Source organism: Dyella telluris, assembly GCF_014297575.1.
GTDB classification, from domain to species: domain Bacteria; phylum Pseudomonadota; class Gammaproteobacteria; order Xanthomonadales; family Rhodanobacteraceae; genus Dyella; species Dyella telluris.
This window is the reverse complement of sequence record NZ_CP060412.1, coordinates 705,050-721,128: the sequence shown is the minus strand read 5'-3', so window position 1 is coordinate 721,128 and position 16,079 is coordinate 705,050. Positions and strand designations below refer to the sequence as shown.

The 16,079-nt window shown below is 64.7% G+C and carries 11 protein-coding genes; 8 read left to right on the top strand and 3 right to left on the bottom strand.

The features are described 5' to 3' along the window. Positions 1-298: 298 nt before the first annotated feature. Positions 299-2,428, top strand: a complete 2,130-nt coding sequence (locus H8F01_RS03395; RefSeq protein ID WP_187057678.1) for a putative bifunctional diguanylate cyclase/phosphodiesterase — start codon at positions 299-301, stop codon at positions 2,426-2,428. 59 nt (positions 2,429-2,487) lie between these two features. Here the strand turns inward: H8F01_RS03395 and ygiD are convergent, their stop codons facing one another. Next, on the bottom strand, positions 2,488-3,363 hold the full coding sequence (ygiD, locus tag H8F01_RS03390; protein ID WP_238481131.1) for a 4,5-DOPA-extradiol-dioxygenase: 876 nt from the start codon (positions 3,361-3,363) through the stop codon (positions 2,488-2,490). A 119-nt stretch (positions 3,364-3,482) separates the two neighbouring features. On the opposite strand from ygiD, the gene H8F01_RS03385 reads away from it, so the two are divergent. The 3 genes from H8F01_RS03385 (at position 3,483) to H8F01_RS03375 (ending at position 7,583) form a co-directional block, all read left to right on the top strand. After that, positions 3,483-4,088, top strand: coding sequence for a dihydrofolate reductase family protein (locus tag H8F01_RS03385; protein ID WP_187057677.1), 606 nt, complete (start codon positions 3,483-3,485; stop codon positions 4,086-4,088). A 226-nt stretch (positions 4,089-4,314) separates the two neighbouring features. Then, the gene (locus tag H8F01_RS03380) at positions 4,315-6,171 is read left to right on the top strand and encodes a hypothetical protein (RefSeq protein ID WP_187057676.1); all 1,857 of its coding nucleotides are present in this window, start codon (positions 4,315-4,317) and stop codon (positions 6,169-6,171) included. Between the two features lie 317 nt (positions 6,172-6,488). Beyond that, positions 6,489-7,583 (top strand): GGDEF domain-containing protein, encoded by a 1,095-nt coding sequence (locus H8F01_RS03375; RefSeq protein WP_187057675.1) that lies wholly within the window; start codon positions 6,489-6,491, stop codon positions 7,581-7,583. A gap of 30 nt (positions 7,584-7,613) precedes the next feature. Here the strand turns inward: H8F01_RS03375 and H8F01_RS03370 are convergent, their stop codons facing one another. Both H8F01_RS03370 and H8F01_RS03365 read right to left on the bottom strand, forming a co-directional pair. Further along, positions 7,614-7,955 carry a zinc ribbon domain-containing protein YjdM gene (locus H8F01_RS03370; protein WP_187059126.1) on the bottom strand — a complete coding sequence of 114 codons (342 nt, stop codon included), beginning with the start codon at positions 7,953-7,955 and terminating at the stop codon, positions 7,614-7,616. Between the two features lie 130 nt (positions 7,956-8,085). Continuing rightward, positions 8,086-8,286, bottom strand: coding sequence for a ribbon-helix-helix protein, CopG family (locus tag H8F01_RS03365; protein ID WP_187057674.1), 201 nt, complete (start codon positions 8,284-8,286; stop codon positions 8,086-8,088). Positions 8,287-8,747: 461 nt separating this feature from the next. Between H8F01_RS03365 and H8F01_RS03360 the strand changes: the two genes are divergently transcribed. The 4 genes from H8F01_RS03360 (at position 8,748) to H8F01_RS03345 (ending at position 16,069) form a co-directional block, all read left to right on the top strand. After that, complete coding sequence (locus H8F01_RS03360) at positions 8,748-10,154, top strand: glycosyltransferase family 2 protein (RefSeq protein ID WP_187057673.1); 1,407 nt, start codon at positions 8,748-8,750, stop codon at positions 10,152-10,154. Then, positions 10,151-11,560: a tetratricopeptide repeat protein gene (locus H8F01_RS03355; protein WP_187057672.1), complete on the top strand. Its 1,410-nt coding sequence runs from the start codon at positions 10,151-10,153 to the stop codon at positions 11,558-11,560. Before H8F01_RS03360 ends, H8F01_RS03355 begins: the two co-directional genes overlap by 4 nt. 202 nt (positions 11,561-11,762) lie before the next feature. After that, positions 11,763-12,896, top strand: a complete 1,134-nt coding sequence (locus H8F01_RS03350) for an acyltransferase family protein (protein WP_187059125.1) — start codon at positions 11,763-11,765, stop codon at positions 12,894-12,896. 560 nt (positions 12,897-13,456) lie between these two features. Beyond that, positions 13,457-16,069 (top strand): autotransporter domain-containing protein, encoded by a 2,613-nt coding sequence (locus H8F01_RS03345; protein ID WP_187057671.1) that lies wholly within the window; start codon positions 13,457-13,459, stop codon positions 16,067-16,069. Positions 16,070-16,079: the final 10 nt, after the last annotated feature.

The window sequence follows — 16,079 nt, the reverse complement described above, 5'->3', positions numbered from 1 at the left end:
CGGGGCCCTCAACCCGCGCACGAAGCTGCCGATACCACCTGAAGGTGCCCGTATCCGGGCCCAGCCATGCATGTTCGGCCGGGCTTCTGCATGCGGCGTTCACAGCGCAGGGGATTAGCTTCACGCAGCAACGTCCGAGTGCGGTCCGCGCGACCGCCAGCCCTTACCGCCCTTGTCAGGCATCGGACGACAGTTCTTCCCAACTCGCATGACCCGGCACCGGGCAGAAGTCATCGTTTGCAGCAACGAGGGAGAGCAGGTGCTCAAGGCGTTATCAACGCTTCTGCTGGCAGGGCTGATGGTAGCCACCGCAACGGCGGCGCCGGGCTCATTGCGCGTGGTCAGCGATGACAACTATCCGCCTTACCTGTTCATGGGGCCCGATCACCAGCCACGCGGCTACCTGGTGGACGAATGGAAACTCTGGGAACAGAAGACCGGCGTCCACGTGGAGCTGATACCCACCGACTGGGCCAATGCACAGCACATGCTGCTGGATGGCAAGGCCGACGTGATCGAGATGCTGTTCCGCACGCCCGAGCGCGAGGTGCACTATGACTTCTCCGAAGCCTACGCCAAGGTCTCCGTGGGCATCTACGTCGACTCGTCCATCTCCGGCATCGACGACATCGATGCACTGCGTGGTTTCGAAGTGGGTGTGGAGCGCGGCGACGCCTGCACCGAACACCTGCGGCTGCACGGCATCAACGCCATCAAGCTCTACCGCGGCTACACCGAGATGATCGACGCCGTGCGCGACCGCGACGTGCGCATTCTCTGCATGGACGACTACCCAGCGAACTACTACCTGTACAAGAACGGCTCCAGCGTCAAATTCACCCGTGCCTTCGAGTTCTACTCGGGCGATTTCCATCGCGGCGTGCGCAAGGGCGATCTCGCCACGCTGGCGCTGGTCGACCGTGGCATGAAGCTGATCACCAGCGACGAACGCGAGGCCTTGCGGCGCAAGTGGATGGGTCGGCCGGTCAGCTTTACACCGTATACGCAGTTCTTCGCCTACGCGCTGCTGCTGGTGGGTATTGCGGGTATTGCGCTGGGTATCTGGGTGTTCTCCCTGCGGCGGGCGGTGGAGCGCCGCACGCGCGACCTGGGATTTCTCGCCTACCACGATGCACTGACCCGGTTGCCCAATCGCAGCCTGTTGATCGATCGCCTCGATCACGCGATCAAGCAGGGCGAGGGTTCCCGGCTCGCCTTGTTCCTGATTGGCCTGGATCACTTCAAGCGCATCAACGAAAGCGTGGGGCACGAGGTGGGCGACCAGCTGATCAAGGAGGTGGCCGAACGGCTTTCCGGTATCGGGCCGACGCATACCGTGGCGCGCGTGGGATCCGATGCCTTCGCGGTCACCCTGCAGGGACCGCTCGACACCACCACGATCACGGCCGCTGCCGAACGCATGCTCCGCCTGATCGGCAAGGGATTCGCCTGGGGCGGTCGCAACATCTTCATCAGCGCCAGCATCGGCATCAGCATCTACCCGGGCGACGGTGCCGACGGCGCGTCGCTGCTCAAGCATGCCGACGCAGCGTTGGGCCAGGCCAAGCGCGAAGGACGTTCGCGCTTTCGTTTCTACAGTGCGTCGCTGAGCAACGAGGCGCAGGTGCTGCTCGACCTCGGCGAGGGACTGCGCGAAGCGCTGCAGCGCGACGAATTCGTGCTGCTCTACCAGCCGCAGGCGGAGCTGCGCTCGGGCAGGGTAGTGGGTGTGGAAGCGCTGCTGCGGTGGCGACGCAACGGAACGGACATGATGATGCCCGACCGTTTCGTTCCCTATGCCGAAGAAACCGGCTTCATCAATGCCATAGGCGACTGGGTGCTGCAGGAGGCCTGCCATCGCGCTGCGCATTGGCTGCGGATCGGCCTGCCGGAACTGGGCATGGCGGTGAACCTGTCCCCCCGGCAATTTGCCGGCCCGCACCTGTTCGAGCACGTGTCGGATGCGCTGGGCGCCTCGGGGCTTCCACCGCACCTGCTTGAACTGGAGATCACCGAGGGCAGCCTGCTGCAGCACGGAGCGGCGGTGTCGTCCACGCTTGCCAGCCTGCGCGGACTGGGCCTGAGCCTGGCCATCGACGATTTCGGCACGGGCTATTCGTCACTGGCGTATCTCAACCAGTTTCCGATCCAGGTGCTGAAGATCGACCGCAGTTTCCTGAGTGGCCTGCCGGATGATCCCAGGGCGGTCAGCCTGACTTCGACCATCGTGGCCATGGGCCGCAACATGAACATGCGCGTGCTGGCCGAGGGTGTGGAGAATCTCGCCCAATGGAATTTCCTGCGCGACCTGGGCTGCCACGGCGCGCAGGGCTGGTACGTGGGGCCGCCCATGACGGCGGAGGTATTCGAAGCATGGATGGCAACCAACCCGGTGTTTCCACCGCCGGGAGATCCATCGTCCGGCTAGTCCGGAGGCTCGCCACTCAAGGAATGTTTCGCGCAAGCGCTGGCCGGAGCAAGTGACGTTCAGAGTTGAACGTCCTGCCCGATGACCAGGGAAGTCATGGAGAGTGACGACATCACCTCGTCATTGAACAGCGACACGACATCGCCGTCGCGCTGGGCTGCGAGCACATAGAGAAGCGGCAGGTAATGCTCAGGCGTGGGAATGGCCAGCAATGCATGCTCACCGAGCGACTCGTACTGGCACAGGCCGGCATGCTGGCGCCCGCGGATCAGCGCATTCACCTTCTGCTGGAATGCTGTTGCCCAAGGCGGCGCGGTGCGGTCATGAAAGCGGAACATGCCAAGGTTGTGCACGATGTTCCCGCTACCGAGGATCAGCACGCCTTCTTCGCGCAACGACACGAGCTGCTGCGCCAGCGCATAGTGCCCGCTACCGGAGCGCGTCGTGTCCAGGCTCAGTTGAATGGTGGGGATATCCGCTTGCGGGTACATCACCCGCAGCACGCTCCACATGCCGTGATCAAAGCCACGGCCGGCATCGCGGTGAACGCGCGGTTCGGTCTCGCGCAACAATCCGGCCACGTGCGCCGCCAGTTCTGGATCGCCGGGGGCGGGGTACTGCACCGCGAACAGCTCGGCTGGGAAGCCGTAGAAGTCGTGGATGGTTTCGGGCTGCGCGGCGCCCGTCAGGTAGACGCCACGGGTTTCCCAGTGCGCCGACACGCACACGATCGCCTTCGGGCGCGGCAGCGTCGCCGCCAGGCGCTGCCAACTGGCGTGGTAGCGATTGTCTTCGATCGCGTTCATGGGGTTGCCATGACCAACAAAGACGGCCGGCATCGGGTGGCTGGGCATGGCAGGGGGCCTGTCGTGGATCCGTTGGGCCCGGATGCTATCCAATAGCGTGTGGATGGAAAGCGTGCGTGCCCGGATCACCAGCCCGGCATGCGCCCGGCGGTGGCAAAAGGGCAGCCCTATACTTCGCGCACCGGTGCTGTCGAAATGACCCGGTCTGCTTCGTCGTTGTTGAAACCACACACGCCGGGAGAGCAACGATGCGCGAACTGATCCTGAAGATGTCCATCTCGATCGATGGTTTCGTGGCCACCCCGGACGGCGGAGGCCAGTGGATGATGGCCAGTCGCGACGAAAAGGCGGCCGAGTGGTCGGCCGCCGCCATCAGCGAAGCCAGCCTGCACATCATGGGCAGCCGCACGTTCCGCGTCATGGCGGGTTACTGGCCCACGGCCAGCTCGGTGTTCGCCCCGCCGATGAACCAGATTCCCAAGGCGGTTTTCTCGAAGCAGGGCGCATCGATCCTGCAGGAAATCAGCGCCACCGCCGCGACGGCAGCCGGCGACGCACCGCCCGCTGCCGACAGCTGGGCGCAAGCCAAGGTCGCCAGCGGCGACCTTGGCGAGGAAATCGCCAGGCTCAAGGCCGGGCATGGCAAAGCCATCATCGCCCACGGCGGTGCGAGCTTTGCCCGCAGCCTGGTAGCGCTGGGCGTGGTGGACCAGTATGTGTTGCTGGTGCATCCGGTGGCGTTGGGGCAGGGGCTACCGCTATTCATCGAGCTGCCTGCGCCGCGGGCGTTCGAGCTGGTCAGTTCCACCCGGTTTCCACGGGGCACCGTCGCGCAGATCTATCGGCCGACCTAGATCCCGGCAAGGCCATCGATGCATCGCTTTCGCGACTGCTTGTCAATTGCCTGAAGGGAAGAAAAAAGGCTGATGGCGACGCGTGCCGGATGCGCGTATGTTGCTCGCGCGCATATGCCAAATATGCGTACCTGCGCGGACGCTCCTCGGCCCTTCCGATGCGACCGATTCAGCGTTTTACTAGGGGGCGCGGTCACCTGTCGAAACATCAAGGGAGACCAGTGTTATGAAGATCCGACTGCTTCTTGCAGTGGCTGCCATGGCGTGCGCAACGTGCGCTTTCGGCGCAACCCCGGTCACGCTCCAGTTGCAACGAGGAGGTACGACCGTACCCACGACGACACCGCTCGGTGGTGCACCGCTGACCGCGCTGGAGCTGGATCCGGCGATGACTTCCGGCGATGCCGATTCGGGTGACGGTTACGACATGGGCAACAAGCCCGTGGTGAATCGCGGCATCACCCATGGGCATGCCGGCAGCAACCGCATGGGCAACGGCGGGCGAGCCAAGTCCAGCCCGGAACTGCTGGGTGGCTTCGACGGCCTCAACTTCCACGACCAGCGTTACGCCAATGGCGGCAATCAGTTTTCGGTGGAGCCGCCCGACCAGGGGCTGTGCGCCGGCAACGGATTCGTGCTGGAAAGCGTCAACGACGTGCTGGCGATCTACAGCACCTCCGGCACCCGGCTTGTGGGACCGGTGGATCTCAACACGTTCTACGGCTACCCGGCGGCGATCAACCGCAGCACGGGCGCATACGGCCCCAGCATCACCGACCCGTCGTGTTACTACGACGCCGCCACGCAGCGCTGGTTCCAGGTGGTGCTGACGCTGGATCGCGTGGGCACGACCTCGGCGCTGTCCGGCACCAATCACCTCGACATCGCGGTGAGCAAGACTTCCGACCCCACCGGTGCCTGGAACATCTATCACCTGCCCGTGCAGAACAACGGCACGCAGGGTACGCCGGACCACGGCTGTGCAAGCGGATTCTGCCTGGGTGACTACCCGCATATCGGAGCGGACGCCCACGCGATCTTCCTGACGACCAACGAGTTCTCGCTGTTCGGCGACGGGTTCTATGGCGCGCAGATCTACGCCATCTCCAAGCAGGCACTGGCCTCGGGCTCCTCTTCCGTCAGTGGCGTGCTGTTCAACGGTGGCGACCCGAGCATCCCCGCACCTGCCTTTACCGTCTGGCCGGCGGTGTCATCGGGCGGCCAGTACGCGGGCGCCAACGGCGGTACCGAATACCTGCTCAGTTCGGACGCCGTATTCAACGACTCCGGTACCTCCACCAATGTGTGGGTGTGGTCGGTATCGAACACGCAGGCCATCGACAGCACGCCTTCGGCGCTGGCTCTGAACGTATCGCCGCTCACCGTGCAGCAGTATGCCGTGCCCAGCAGCCTTGCCCACCAGAAGCCCGGCAGCACGCCGCTGCGTGACTGTTTTGCCGTGCCCGCCTGCGTCAACAATTTCCTCGGCTATCCGAGCTTCGTCTATCCCGCGCCGCGCGACCTGGCGGTGAACGACTCGCGCATGCAGCAGGTGAGCTACGCCAACGGCAAACTCTGGGGCACGCTGGATACCGACGTTCTGCTGAGTGATGGCAGTCATGGTTCGGGCATCAGTTACTTCGTGATCAATCCGAACTCGGGCGTGCTCTTTGCCAACGGCACGCTGGCCTTGCCCGATGCCAACCTCACCTATGGTGCAGCGGCCGTGACGCAGAGCGGACGCGGAGTGATCGCCTTCACCGTGGTGGGGCCGAACGACTATCCCAGCGCCGGCTACGCCAGCCTGGATGCGAAGGTGGGTGCGGGTGACGTGCACATTGCCGCGGCAGGTGCCGGTCCGTGGGATGGCTTCACCGGCATTCCCTACCTGGGTGACGACCGGCCGCGCTGGGGCGACTACGGTGCAGCCTCTGCCGACGGCAACACCATCTGGATTGCCTCGGAGTACATCGCGCAGACGTGCACCCTCAGCCAGTACCTGACGGCGCCGTTGTTCCAGTGCGGTGGCACGCGCGGCGCGCTCAGCAACTGGGGCACGCGTATCTCGGCCATCGGGCTCTGATCCTCCGGTAGCGAGTCAGACCAAGGGCGCGGCGGGCAGAGACCGTCGCGCCCTTTTCCTGGGTTGGAAGGAGGGGGCGGAAAACATGCGGGGTGAACTTGCGGCGTACTCGGGCGTCATTCGCGGCGGCCTTGCGCCTCGAACCAACTGTGTGGCGAGTGCCCCTCGGCGTCGCTGCCTGACCTCCAGCGTAAGCCGCGAGCGTGCGCCTGCGTGCTACGTAGCCCACCGTTTGGCGACAGGCCTGAGTTCCGAGCGAATGGCATCCATCTTGCTGTCCTTTTGCATCCGTTCGACTTCCGCGCACCGGGCTCCCTATGCACAAGCCGTTCGCCAAGCAGCAGCGAGCCGATGATGCGAGCCATCGGCGGGAGTACACGCACTATCTTGCTCAGCGCATGGCGCCGGCCATCCAGGCACTGACCCTGCTTGCCGTCGTGGCCTATCTGCTGGCCGCCGGTGGACGGGCCGCGCTGAGTGTTTCGCCGGTGCCGCTCGTGCTGCGCCTGGCGCCCGTGCTTCCGCTGGCCCTGCTGGCCATGGCGGCCCGTCGCGAAAAGCGGCCGCTGCAGCTCAGCCTGCTGGCGCTGGGTTGCGTGCTGACGCTGGAGATGGGCGTCAATCTGAATGGCATTGGGCAGGTAGCCGGCCAGCGGCTGGCCTTGCCGGGCCTGCTGCTGCCGGTGGCGTCGTCGGTGATCTGGATCGGGCGGTGGGACTTCATCGTGGCGATGGCGCTGTGTGCGCTGGGGCCCTTGCCGATGTTGCTGTTGAGTGCCGTCAACGGCGTGCCGATCTTCCAGTACGCGGTGTACATGACCATCGCCATTTCCGTGGCCACGGTGCTGCGGGCCTTCATGTCGCGCACCTTGTTCGAGCAGTTCCGCCTGGAAAAACAGTTGCGCCTGCAGGCTCACACGGATGGGCTGACCGGGCTGCTGCAACGCAATCGCTTCCTGGAGCTGGCGCGCTTCGAATTGAACGACATCTACCTGCGGCGCATTCCGGCCGCGGTGCTGTATCTGGATGCCGACCACTTCAAGCAGCTCAACGACGAGTTCGGTCACGCGGCCGGTGACGACGTGCTGATGCGCCTGGCCGACGGCCTGCGTGCGCAGATGCGCGATACGGACCTGATCGGGCGTATCGGCGGCGAAGAGTTCGTGGTGCTGTTATCCGGTCTCACGGTGCAGCATGCGCACACGCGGGCCGAGCAGTTGCGCCAGGCCATGCACATCGTGCATCGCCCGGATCGGCTGCTGACCATCAGCATCGGCATCGCACCGTGCAACCGGCCCGGGGAAAGCATCGAAAGCCTGATGTCGCGCGCCGACCAGGCCATGCGCCAGGCCAAGATCAACGGCCGCAACCAGGTGGTCATCGATCATTCGGCCGTCCATCCGGCCGAATGATCGCAGCGTCGCCCGCTGCACCGGGCTTGCTCAGGCCTTTTTCAGAAAGCAGACCTTGAGCACCAGGCCCTTGATCTTGTCCGAGCTGCCTTCGATGTGCTCGGCATCGCCGTCGACCAGGCGGATGTTGCGGATCACCGTGCCCTGCTTCAGGGGGATGGAAGAACCCTTGACCTTGAGGTCTTTGATCACCACCACCGAATCGCCGGCTTGGAGCACGTTGCCGTTCACGTCACGCACCACCGTGTCGGCGTCGTCGGCCAGCACGGCAACCTGCGGCCATTCGTGCGCGCAATCGGGACAGATGAACTGGTCATGGTCCGGATAGGTGTTTTCCATGCCGCAAACCGGGCAGGCAGGGATGTCGTGGATGGTCATGGGGTAGCTCCAGGGATTTCAAAAAGATCGTTCGGTGCGGCAGGGACTGGGGGAATCCTCCTGCTGGAGGAGGTGCCACAGGGGCAACGGGCCCCACGTGCCGCGGCGCCTTTGCGCGTTGCGCTTAGCTGGCGTCGTCCCGGGGCAGGGCCTCTTCCTCGCTGTGCCACGGCCGGCCCGTGGTCTGCTCGATGTATTCCCGGATCAGCCGGCGCACAACCTGCGAAGGGGTGGTGTCCTCGGCGGCGCACAGGCGCTCGAACACCGCCTTCTTGCGGGGGTCGATCAGGATGGTCAGCCGGGCGGTGCGGTTTTCAACAGTCATGGGCCTGCTCACAGCAGATGTGCATGACATGATAATGGAATGTGCATATCCGGGGTTGCCAACGGGCCACCCCCGTAGCCCGGATGAAGCGCAGCGGGAATCCGGGGCACCGTTGCCGCAGCCTCCGGGACATCCGCCCCCCCCCTTGCCACGAACCTGCCAGCCTTCGGCACCCGCCAGGTCAGTTTGTGACTTGAATCGCCCGGACTTACCTCCCCGGTCGCGATCAAACACCTGCGCCCCCCTCTTAACTTGCCGAATTTCCCTAGGAGTGGCGGGTTTTTCGCTGGCATGACTCTTGCCCTCTCTGAGTCAGAAGGGTGACGGATTCAACAGCGCACGCGGCTGCGAATCCGCCAACGACCAGGGCGACCAACCACCACCGCTGAGTGCCCAAGCCCGCCGAATCTGTGCGACGGGCCTGGGGGGACTCATGCCCGGAAAAGTGAGGGGAGAGCTTCATGAGTGTCGATGCACCGCAGTTGTTCAAGCAGCCGTCGTCATCGCAACACGTGGTGCCCACGTTGTTGCCGCGCACGGCCGCCAACGAACAACGACGTCGCTGGAACTACCTGTCGGTGCGTACCAAGTTCGCACTCACCCTGGTGCTGTCGCTGGCCTGGGCCGTGCTGTCTTATGTGGTTGCTCAGCAATGGATGACCGAGCTGTCGAAACTCGCGGGCAGCGTGCTGGCGCACCTGATGATCGTGGGCATCGCCATCCTTCCCGGCTTCATGAATGCGTTTCTGGTGGTCGGCCTGTTGCTGGACCGGCGTCCCGCGCGCCACCAGTTCGCCGACCATGAACTGCCGGGCATCACCGTGCTGGTGGCGGCCTACAACGAAGAAGATTCGATACTCGCCACGCTCGCCAGCCTGGAGAAGCAGGACTACCCGGCGCCGATCGAAGTGTTCGTGATCAATGACGGTTCGTCCGACCGCACCATGGAACTGCTGCGCAGCGTGCGTTATCCGTGGCTCAGCGTGATCGACCTGAAGTGCAACGGCGGCAAGGCCAACGCGCTGAACATCGGGCTGAGCCACGCCACGTATCCGCTGACCATCACCCTCGACGCGGACTCCTATCTGTACCGTCATGCCCTGCGTCGACTGGTGGAGCGCTTCCTGAGCGATCCGCCGAACACGGCCGCCGTGGCCGGTGCGGTGCTCGTGCGCAACTCGCGCGAGAACGTGGTGACGCGCATGCAGGAGTGGGATTACTTCCACGGCATTGCCGCCGTAAAGCGCCTGCAGAGCCTGTTCCAGGGCACGCTGGTGGCGCAGGGCGCGTTCTCGCTGTACCGCACGGATATCCTGCGCACGGTTGGCGGCTGGCCCGAGTGCGTGGGCGAAGACATCGTGCTGACCTGGGCCATCCTGCGCGAGGGTCATCGCGTGGGTTACTGCGAAGACGCCATCACCTTCACCAATGCGCCCACCACGTTCCACCAGTTCGTGCGCCAGCGGCAGCGCTGGTCGCGTGGGCTGATCGAAGCGTTCAAGGCCCATGGCGAGCTGCTTTTCAGGCGCCGCATGAGCACCTTGTTCATCTGGTGGAATTTGCTGTTCCCGTATATGGACCTGGTCTACACGCTGGTATTTATCCCGGGCCTGCTGCTGGCGTGTTTTGGCATCTACTGGCTCGCCGGCCCGATGACGCTGCTGGTGCTTCCCATGGCGTTCCTGGTGAACGGCCTGATGTACCTGATCCAGTCGCGCATGTTTCACGAGCAGGACCTGAAGGTGCGGCGCAACCCGATGGGCTTCCTGCTGTACACGCTGTTCTACGGCATCGTGCTGCAGCCCGGCTGCGTGCTTGGTTACGCGGCAGAACTGCTCAGGCTGCGCAAGCGCTGGGGTACGAAATGAACCGGCGGCTGCTGTGGCTTGCACTGCTCCTGGCGCCGGTGGCGCATGCCGACGCTCCTTCCATGGCCAGTGACATACAGGCCGGCCGTGCGGCGCTGACCGCTGGCCAGCCGGCCAAGGCGCGCGGGTTGTTCGAGGCGGCGCTGGCCCAGCCCGGCGGTGCCCGCGAAGATCGCTACGCGGCATCCATGGGGCTGGGTCAATCCGAACTGTGGCTGGGCGCGTATCCCGGCGCAGCCTCCGCGTTCCGCGATGCGCACGCACTGGCCGACGATACGTCCGGTCGCCAGGCGGCCGACACGGGCCTGGCACAGGCGCTCAACGCGCAGGGCTATCCGCGTGCGGCTTATGCGCTGGTGGAGCCGTTTGCAAAAGGCCAGCTCAAGCCCACCGTTGAACTGATGCGAGCCACGCAGGCGTTGGGCTGGCAGGATCTGGGCGCAAGCTATCTGGATCTGGCGGAACTGCCGCCGCAGGGTTATCTATCCACGCAGTACCGCCTGCTGAAGGACGATATCCAGTTTGCCGAGTCGGCCCAGCTCGAAGGTGACTTCGGCTACAGCCACGACAGCGATGGGCTCGATACGCTGCATTTCGGCACGTCCTATCGCTTCGCGCCATTGTCCAATGGCGACTGGTCGCAGCGCTGGGGCATCGCGGCCGGCAGCACGCGCATCGACGATGGCGTGGATGTGCGCCACATGGTTGATCTTTCCCTGCTGGGCCAGCTGCGCCTGGGCCAGTACAACACCATCGACCTCAACCTGGGGCCTGGTCGGACCGGTGGCTGGCACTACTTGCAGGGCACCGCTGGCTGGACTTTGCAGCCCGGCGACAGCTTCAGCCTGAGCACGGGCGTGGAGCGTGCGCCAGTCCCCACGAATACGGCCATTGCCGATCGCCTGATCGATGACGTCTACAGCATCGGCGTCAGCATCCGGCCGGCCGCGCGCTGGTATGTGCTGCCTACGTACTATCGGCAGAACTTCAGCGACGGCAACCAGCGCGATGGCGGCACGCTGCGTGTGCTGTTGAGCCCTTACGACATTCCCGATACCAGCGGCGCCATCGGTGCGGAATTCTCCGCGCGCATCTTCCACAGCAGCCAGCCCAGCCATGGCGTGTACTTCAACCCCGCCAACTACCGCACCGCGCAGATCGGCCTGGTGGGTGTGTACAGCCTCAACCAGGACTGGAAAGTGCGGGGCGTGGCGTCTGTCGGTCGCCAGGTGGTGGACGGGGCAGGGGCCAGTGCCTACACCGTCGGCGTATCGCTCAACGGCCGCCTGCCGGGCAACGGGCGTCTTGAACTGCAGATGGGGCGCAGTTCCACGGCTTCGGCTGCAGGTGGTGGCTCGGGCTACTGGAACAACAGCGTGAGCCTGGCCGTGCGCTATCCGCTCTGAGGGCTGGTCACGCACGTACGTTGCAAGGTCGCCGGCCCGCGGTAGCACCCGTGGCGTCTGCGCAAGGCAGTGATTCCGTCATGCAGGATGACATTGCGTGCAGAACGCTATACGTTCTCCCGCACTTTCGCGCACGGATGCGGCGCCCTCGGGGATCACGATGTCACGCCTTTCTTCCGCCGTACCCGCGGCCGGGCTGCCGCTGCGGGCTCCCGGTCTTGACCTGCTTCGCACCCTCGCCATTGTGTGGGTGATGTTGTTCCACTCTTATCTTGTCGGTGGCCTTGGCGACCATCTGTGGGGCGCCGAGCGGTACGGCTGGATGGGCGTGGACCTGTTCTTCGTGTTGAGCGGCTACCTGATCGGCACACAGGTGTTGCGTCCGCTGGCAGCAGGCGGCGCGCTGGATCTGTTCGCGTTCTATCGTCGACGCGCCTTTCGCATTCTTCCCGCCTTCTTCGTGGTGCTGGCCTTGTACGCGTTGTGGCCGGCATGGCGTGAAACCCCGGGGATGCAGCCGCTGTGGCAGTTCCCCACGTTCACCTTCAACCTGCTGTACGACCAGCCGCAGAACTACGCCTTCTCGCATGTCTGGTCGCTGTGCGTGGAAGAGCATTTCTATCTGCTGTTCCCCTTTGCTGCGCTCTGGATGCTGCGCAAGCCTTCCGCGTTCCGGTTTGCCGTGATGTGCGCGGTGATCGTGCTGGGCGGCATGGCGTTGCGCGCGTGGTTGTGGCTGCACTACTACCAGCCGGCGACGTTGCAGGAGGACGGGCCGACGGGCCTGATGTTCCTGCGCTACATCTATTACCCCACCTGGTCGCGTCTGGATGGCCTGCTTGCCGGCGTGGCGCTCGCGGTCTGTGCGGTGTTCCGGCCGGCGTGGATGGCGCGGTTACAGCGCCGCGGCAACGCCGTGCTGCTGCTGGGGCTGGCACTGCTGGCGGCGTCCATCGTGGTGTTCCAGCAACGCGTGGGGTTTGCTGCCACGGTGGTGGGGTACCCGCTGTTATCGCTGGCGTTGCTGGCCATCGTGGCTGCGGCCAGTGGCGGCAAGGCATGGCTGGCGCGCGTGCGGGTTCCCGGCGCGGCCTGGCTGGCAGGCATTTCGTACAGCATGTACCTGAGTCACAAGGGTGTCTTTCATCTGGTGAACGAGGCCTGGGGTGCCCAACTGGAGCAACACGGCTTGCTGCTTTTCGCCATTTATGCCGTGGCAACCCTGGCTGGCGGTGCCTTGCTGCACGGTGCGATCGAACGGCCCTTCCTGCGCCTGCGCGACCGGCGCAGGCAGCGCGGGGCGGGCATTCCCCGGAAAGCCGACGTGCCCGGCTAGATCGCCAGCGGTCCATCCATGTGCATCGGGCAGGCGTTTCGCGGGCGGTCCATCACCACGTGCACAGTCAGCCTTAAAACGTAAAGAATCTCCGGCCTGTGCCGATGTCATGGTCTGTACGTCATTCGTGCGGCCATCGGCCATGCAACGGGAGACATCGCTCATCCCGCGCTGGATGGTTGCCGGCCATGGCGATGCGTGCGGTGCGTTGGGAGTCCCGCATCCGGAACGGTCCACGATTCGACATGGCCGTCATTGCTTCCGGAGCTCCATCCGTGCCGTCGTTTTCGCGTCCTGTTCTAGCCATCTCCCTGTCGGTTGCCCTTTCCGGTTCGCTTGCTGCCTGCGGTGGCGGTGGAGGCAACACGCGCCCGTCGACCACGGGATCGACTGTCACTCCGGCACCCGCACCTGCACCTGCACCGGCACCTGCACCCGCACCCGCACCCGCACCCGCACCCGCACCCGCACCGGCACCGGCACCGGCACCGGCACCAGCACCCGCACCTGCACCTTACGATCCGACCTACAACCAGCTGATCCCGACCGGGGTACAGCAGGTGTGGTCCGACGGTGCGAGCAATGGCGTGTTGTTGCAGGGGCAGGGCGTGAAGGTCGGCATCATCGATACGGGCGCTCAAGCGAACAACGCCGCGCTGAGCGGACGCATTACCTGGTATCAGAACTACGCCGGCACCGATCTCACCACGCAGGACGTCGCCGGACACGGCACCCTGGTGACCGAGGATCTCGGTGGTACCGCGACCGGCAACTTCCGCGGCGGCGTGGCCCCGCAGGCCGAGCTTTATGTGGCGCGTGCGATATCGGATACAGGCGGCGGCTCGGAAGCCTACTTCGTCAACGCCATCAACGATCTGGTGGCCCAGAACGTTCGCCTGTTCAATATCTCGGCCGGCAACAGCACGTCCATCACCCAGGCGATGGCAGGCGACTGGAACACCAACGGTCTCAACTGGGAAATTTCAAGCTATCAAACCGTGCTGAATCACGATGCGCTGGTGGTGGTGGCCGCCGGCAACAACGGGCAGGCCGATGTGTCGCAACTGGCGGGCCTGCCACTGGCGAGCGCGCAATACGCCCACAACTGGCTGGCCGTGGTGAATGTGACGCTCGATGCAGATGGCCATGTGTCCGGCCTGGACAAGTCCACCGACGTGCCGTCCAGCGCGTGCGGTGCCGCTGCGTCATTCTGTCTTGTCGCGCCGGGCCTGTTCTATGGCGTGGGCGCCGCCAACACCGGGTTCTCGTCCGGTGGCGCCGAAGGTACGTCCATGTCTGCGCCGGTGGTGACCGGTGTGGCGGCGCTGGTCTGGCAGAAGTTTCCGTGGATGAGCGCATCCAACGTGCAGGAAACCCTCCTGGGTACGGCGACGTCGCTGGGCGATCCATCGTTGTATGGCTACGGCCTGGTGAATGCCGACAAGGCCATCCGTGGTCCGGGCAAGTTCGACTGGGGCGTGTTCCAGGCCAACATCCCCAATGGGGCAACGGCGACGTTCTCCAACGACATCACCGGCACGGGTAGCCTGACGGTCGGTGCTGGCGGCCTTGGTACGCTGGTCCTCTCCGGCGCGAATACGTATAGCGGTGGCTCCACGGTCAACAGCGGCGTACTGCAGATCGACGGCTCCGTGGCATCGCCGGTCACGGTGAACGCCCAGGGCGTGCTGGCCGGCAAGGGCGTGGTGAACGGCAATGTGGCCGTCAACAACAACGGCAACATTTCCACTTACTTCGGTCCGCTGACGATCAACGGCAATTACACGGCGGCGGCATATGCCAACCATGTGATCCTGATCGGCACGCCGTTGCAGGTAAATGGAACGGCCGTGCTCAACGGCTCCAGCCTCACGGTGGGTGAACCCAGCGGCTATACCGTGAAATCGGTGGAGCCGTTGCTGGTGGCGGCGGGTGGCCTGACGGGCACGTTTGGTTCGGTGGGCTACTCGGGTAGCGTTTATCTGAGCGGCACGCTGTCCTATACGTCCACCACGGCGAATATCGCGCTGACCGGCGTGTCTCCTTCGGCGGTGGCGATCGCCGCCGCACCGCTCTCGGCCGTGAGCACACAGCGCACCGCGCAGAATCTCGACAAAGCCCTGGCCCAGGTGGATACCTGGGTAACCACGGGAGCGCCGGGGCATGGCGATTTCATCGCGGCAGCCGGGGATTTTCAGCACGCGCCGACGCTGGCCGTTGCGGCAGCATCGATCAACAGCTTGTCGGGCGAAATCCATGCGTCGTCCCAGGCACTGAATCTGCAGCAGGCCAACATCGTCAGCCGTACCGTTGCCGACCGCCTGGCCGATCCGTCGTTCGCACAGGGCGGTGCATGGGTCCAGGCCACGGGTGCCAACGGTGATCTGTCCCGCCCGGGGTTCTCTACCGGCAACTACACGGGAGGCGGTGCGATGGCGGGTATCGATGCTGCGTTGGGTGAGGGCAGCATCATCGGTGCAGCACTGAGCTGGAACCGCCTGACCGCGGACTACGACGGCGACACCGGGCGCAGCACCTCGCGCGCCACCGGCTTTTCACTGTACGGCCGCTATGGCCTGGGCAACGCCTATCTGGCAGGGCGACTGGGCAAGGACTGGGTTCGTTCGACGGTGGATCGCACCGGCATGCTCGGCCAGGCGCAGCAGAACATCGGCACGTCGCGTAACGATGGGATCACCTCGGCGTATGCCGAAACAGGCTATGTGTTCAAGTCGAACAACTGGGCCGTCACGCCTTTCGGTTCGCTTGGCATGAACCACCTGGATCGCGACGGCTTCACCGAATCGGGAGCGGGCGGTTTTGGCCTGACATCGGGCGGCCAAAGCTTCAACGAAACGGTGGGGCAGTTGGGCAGCCGCCTCAGCTACGGCTGGGCGACCGCCAGAGGCACCACCTTCATCAGTGGCTTCGCCCTGTGGCAACACCTTTTCAGTGGCCGTGACCTGAGCTTCAGCGCAGCGTATGTGGGTGCTCCCGCGGCAACGTTCACCGTACAGGGCATCAACCCCGCGAAAGACAGCGGCTGGCTCGGCGCAGGCCTCACCTCGCAGATCGGACAGCACTGGTCATGGTGGTTGAATCTTGATGCGCAGTTCACCGGCAACAGCGGCACGTCGCGTGCTGCCACGCTGGGCGCGAAGTTCAATTTCTGACGGGACGCGA

Bases quoted from the DNA above. Each gene is read 5' to 3' on its own strand.
- H8F01_RS03395 (WP_187057678.1), top strand. From the start codon at position 299: ATGGTAGCCACCGCAACGGCGGCGCCGGGCTCATTGCGCGTGGTCAGC.
- H8F01_RS03385 (WP_187057677.1), top strand. From the start codon at position 3,483: ATGCGCGAACTGATCCTGAAGATGTCCATCTCGATCGATGGTTTCGTG.
- H8F01_RS03380 (WP_187057676.1), top strand. From the start codon at position 4,315: ATGAAGATCCGACTGCTTCTTGCAGTGGCTGCCATGGCGTGCGCAACG.
- H8F01_RS03375 (WP_187057675.1), top strand. From the start codon at position 6,489: ATGCACAAGCCGTTCGCCAAGCAGCAGCGAGCCGATGATGCGAGCCAT.
- H8F01_RS03365 (WP_187057674.1), bottom strand. From the start codon at position 8,286: ATGACTGTTGAAAACCGCACCGCCCGGCTGACCATCCTGATCGACCCC.
- H8F01_RS03360 (WP_187057673.1), top strand. From the start codon at position 8,748: ATGAGTGTCGATGCACCGCAGTTGTTCAAGCAGCCGTCGTCATCGCAA.
- H8F01_RS03355 (WP_187057672.1), top strand. From the start codon at position 10,151: ATGAACCGGCGGCTGCTGTGGCTTGCACTGCTCCTGGCGCCGGTGGCG.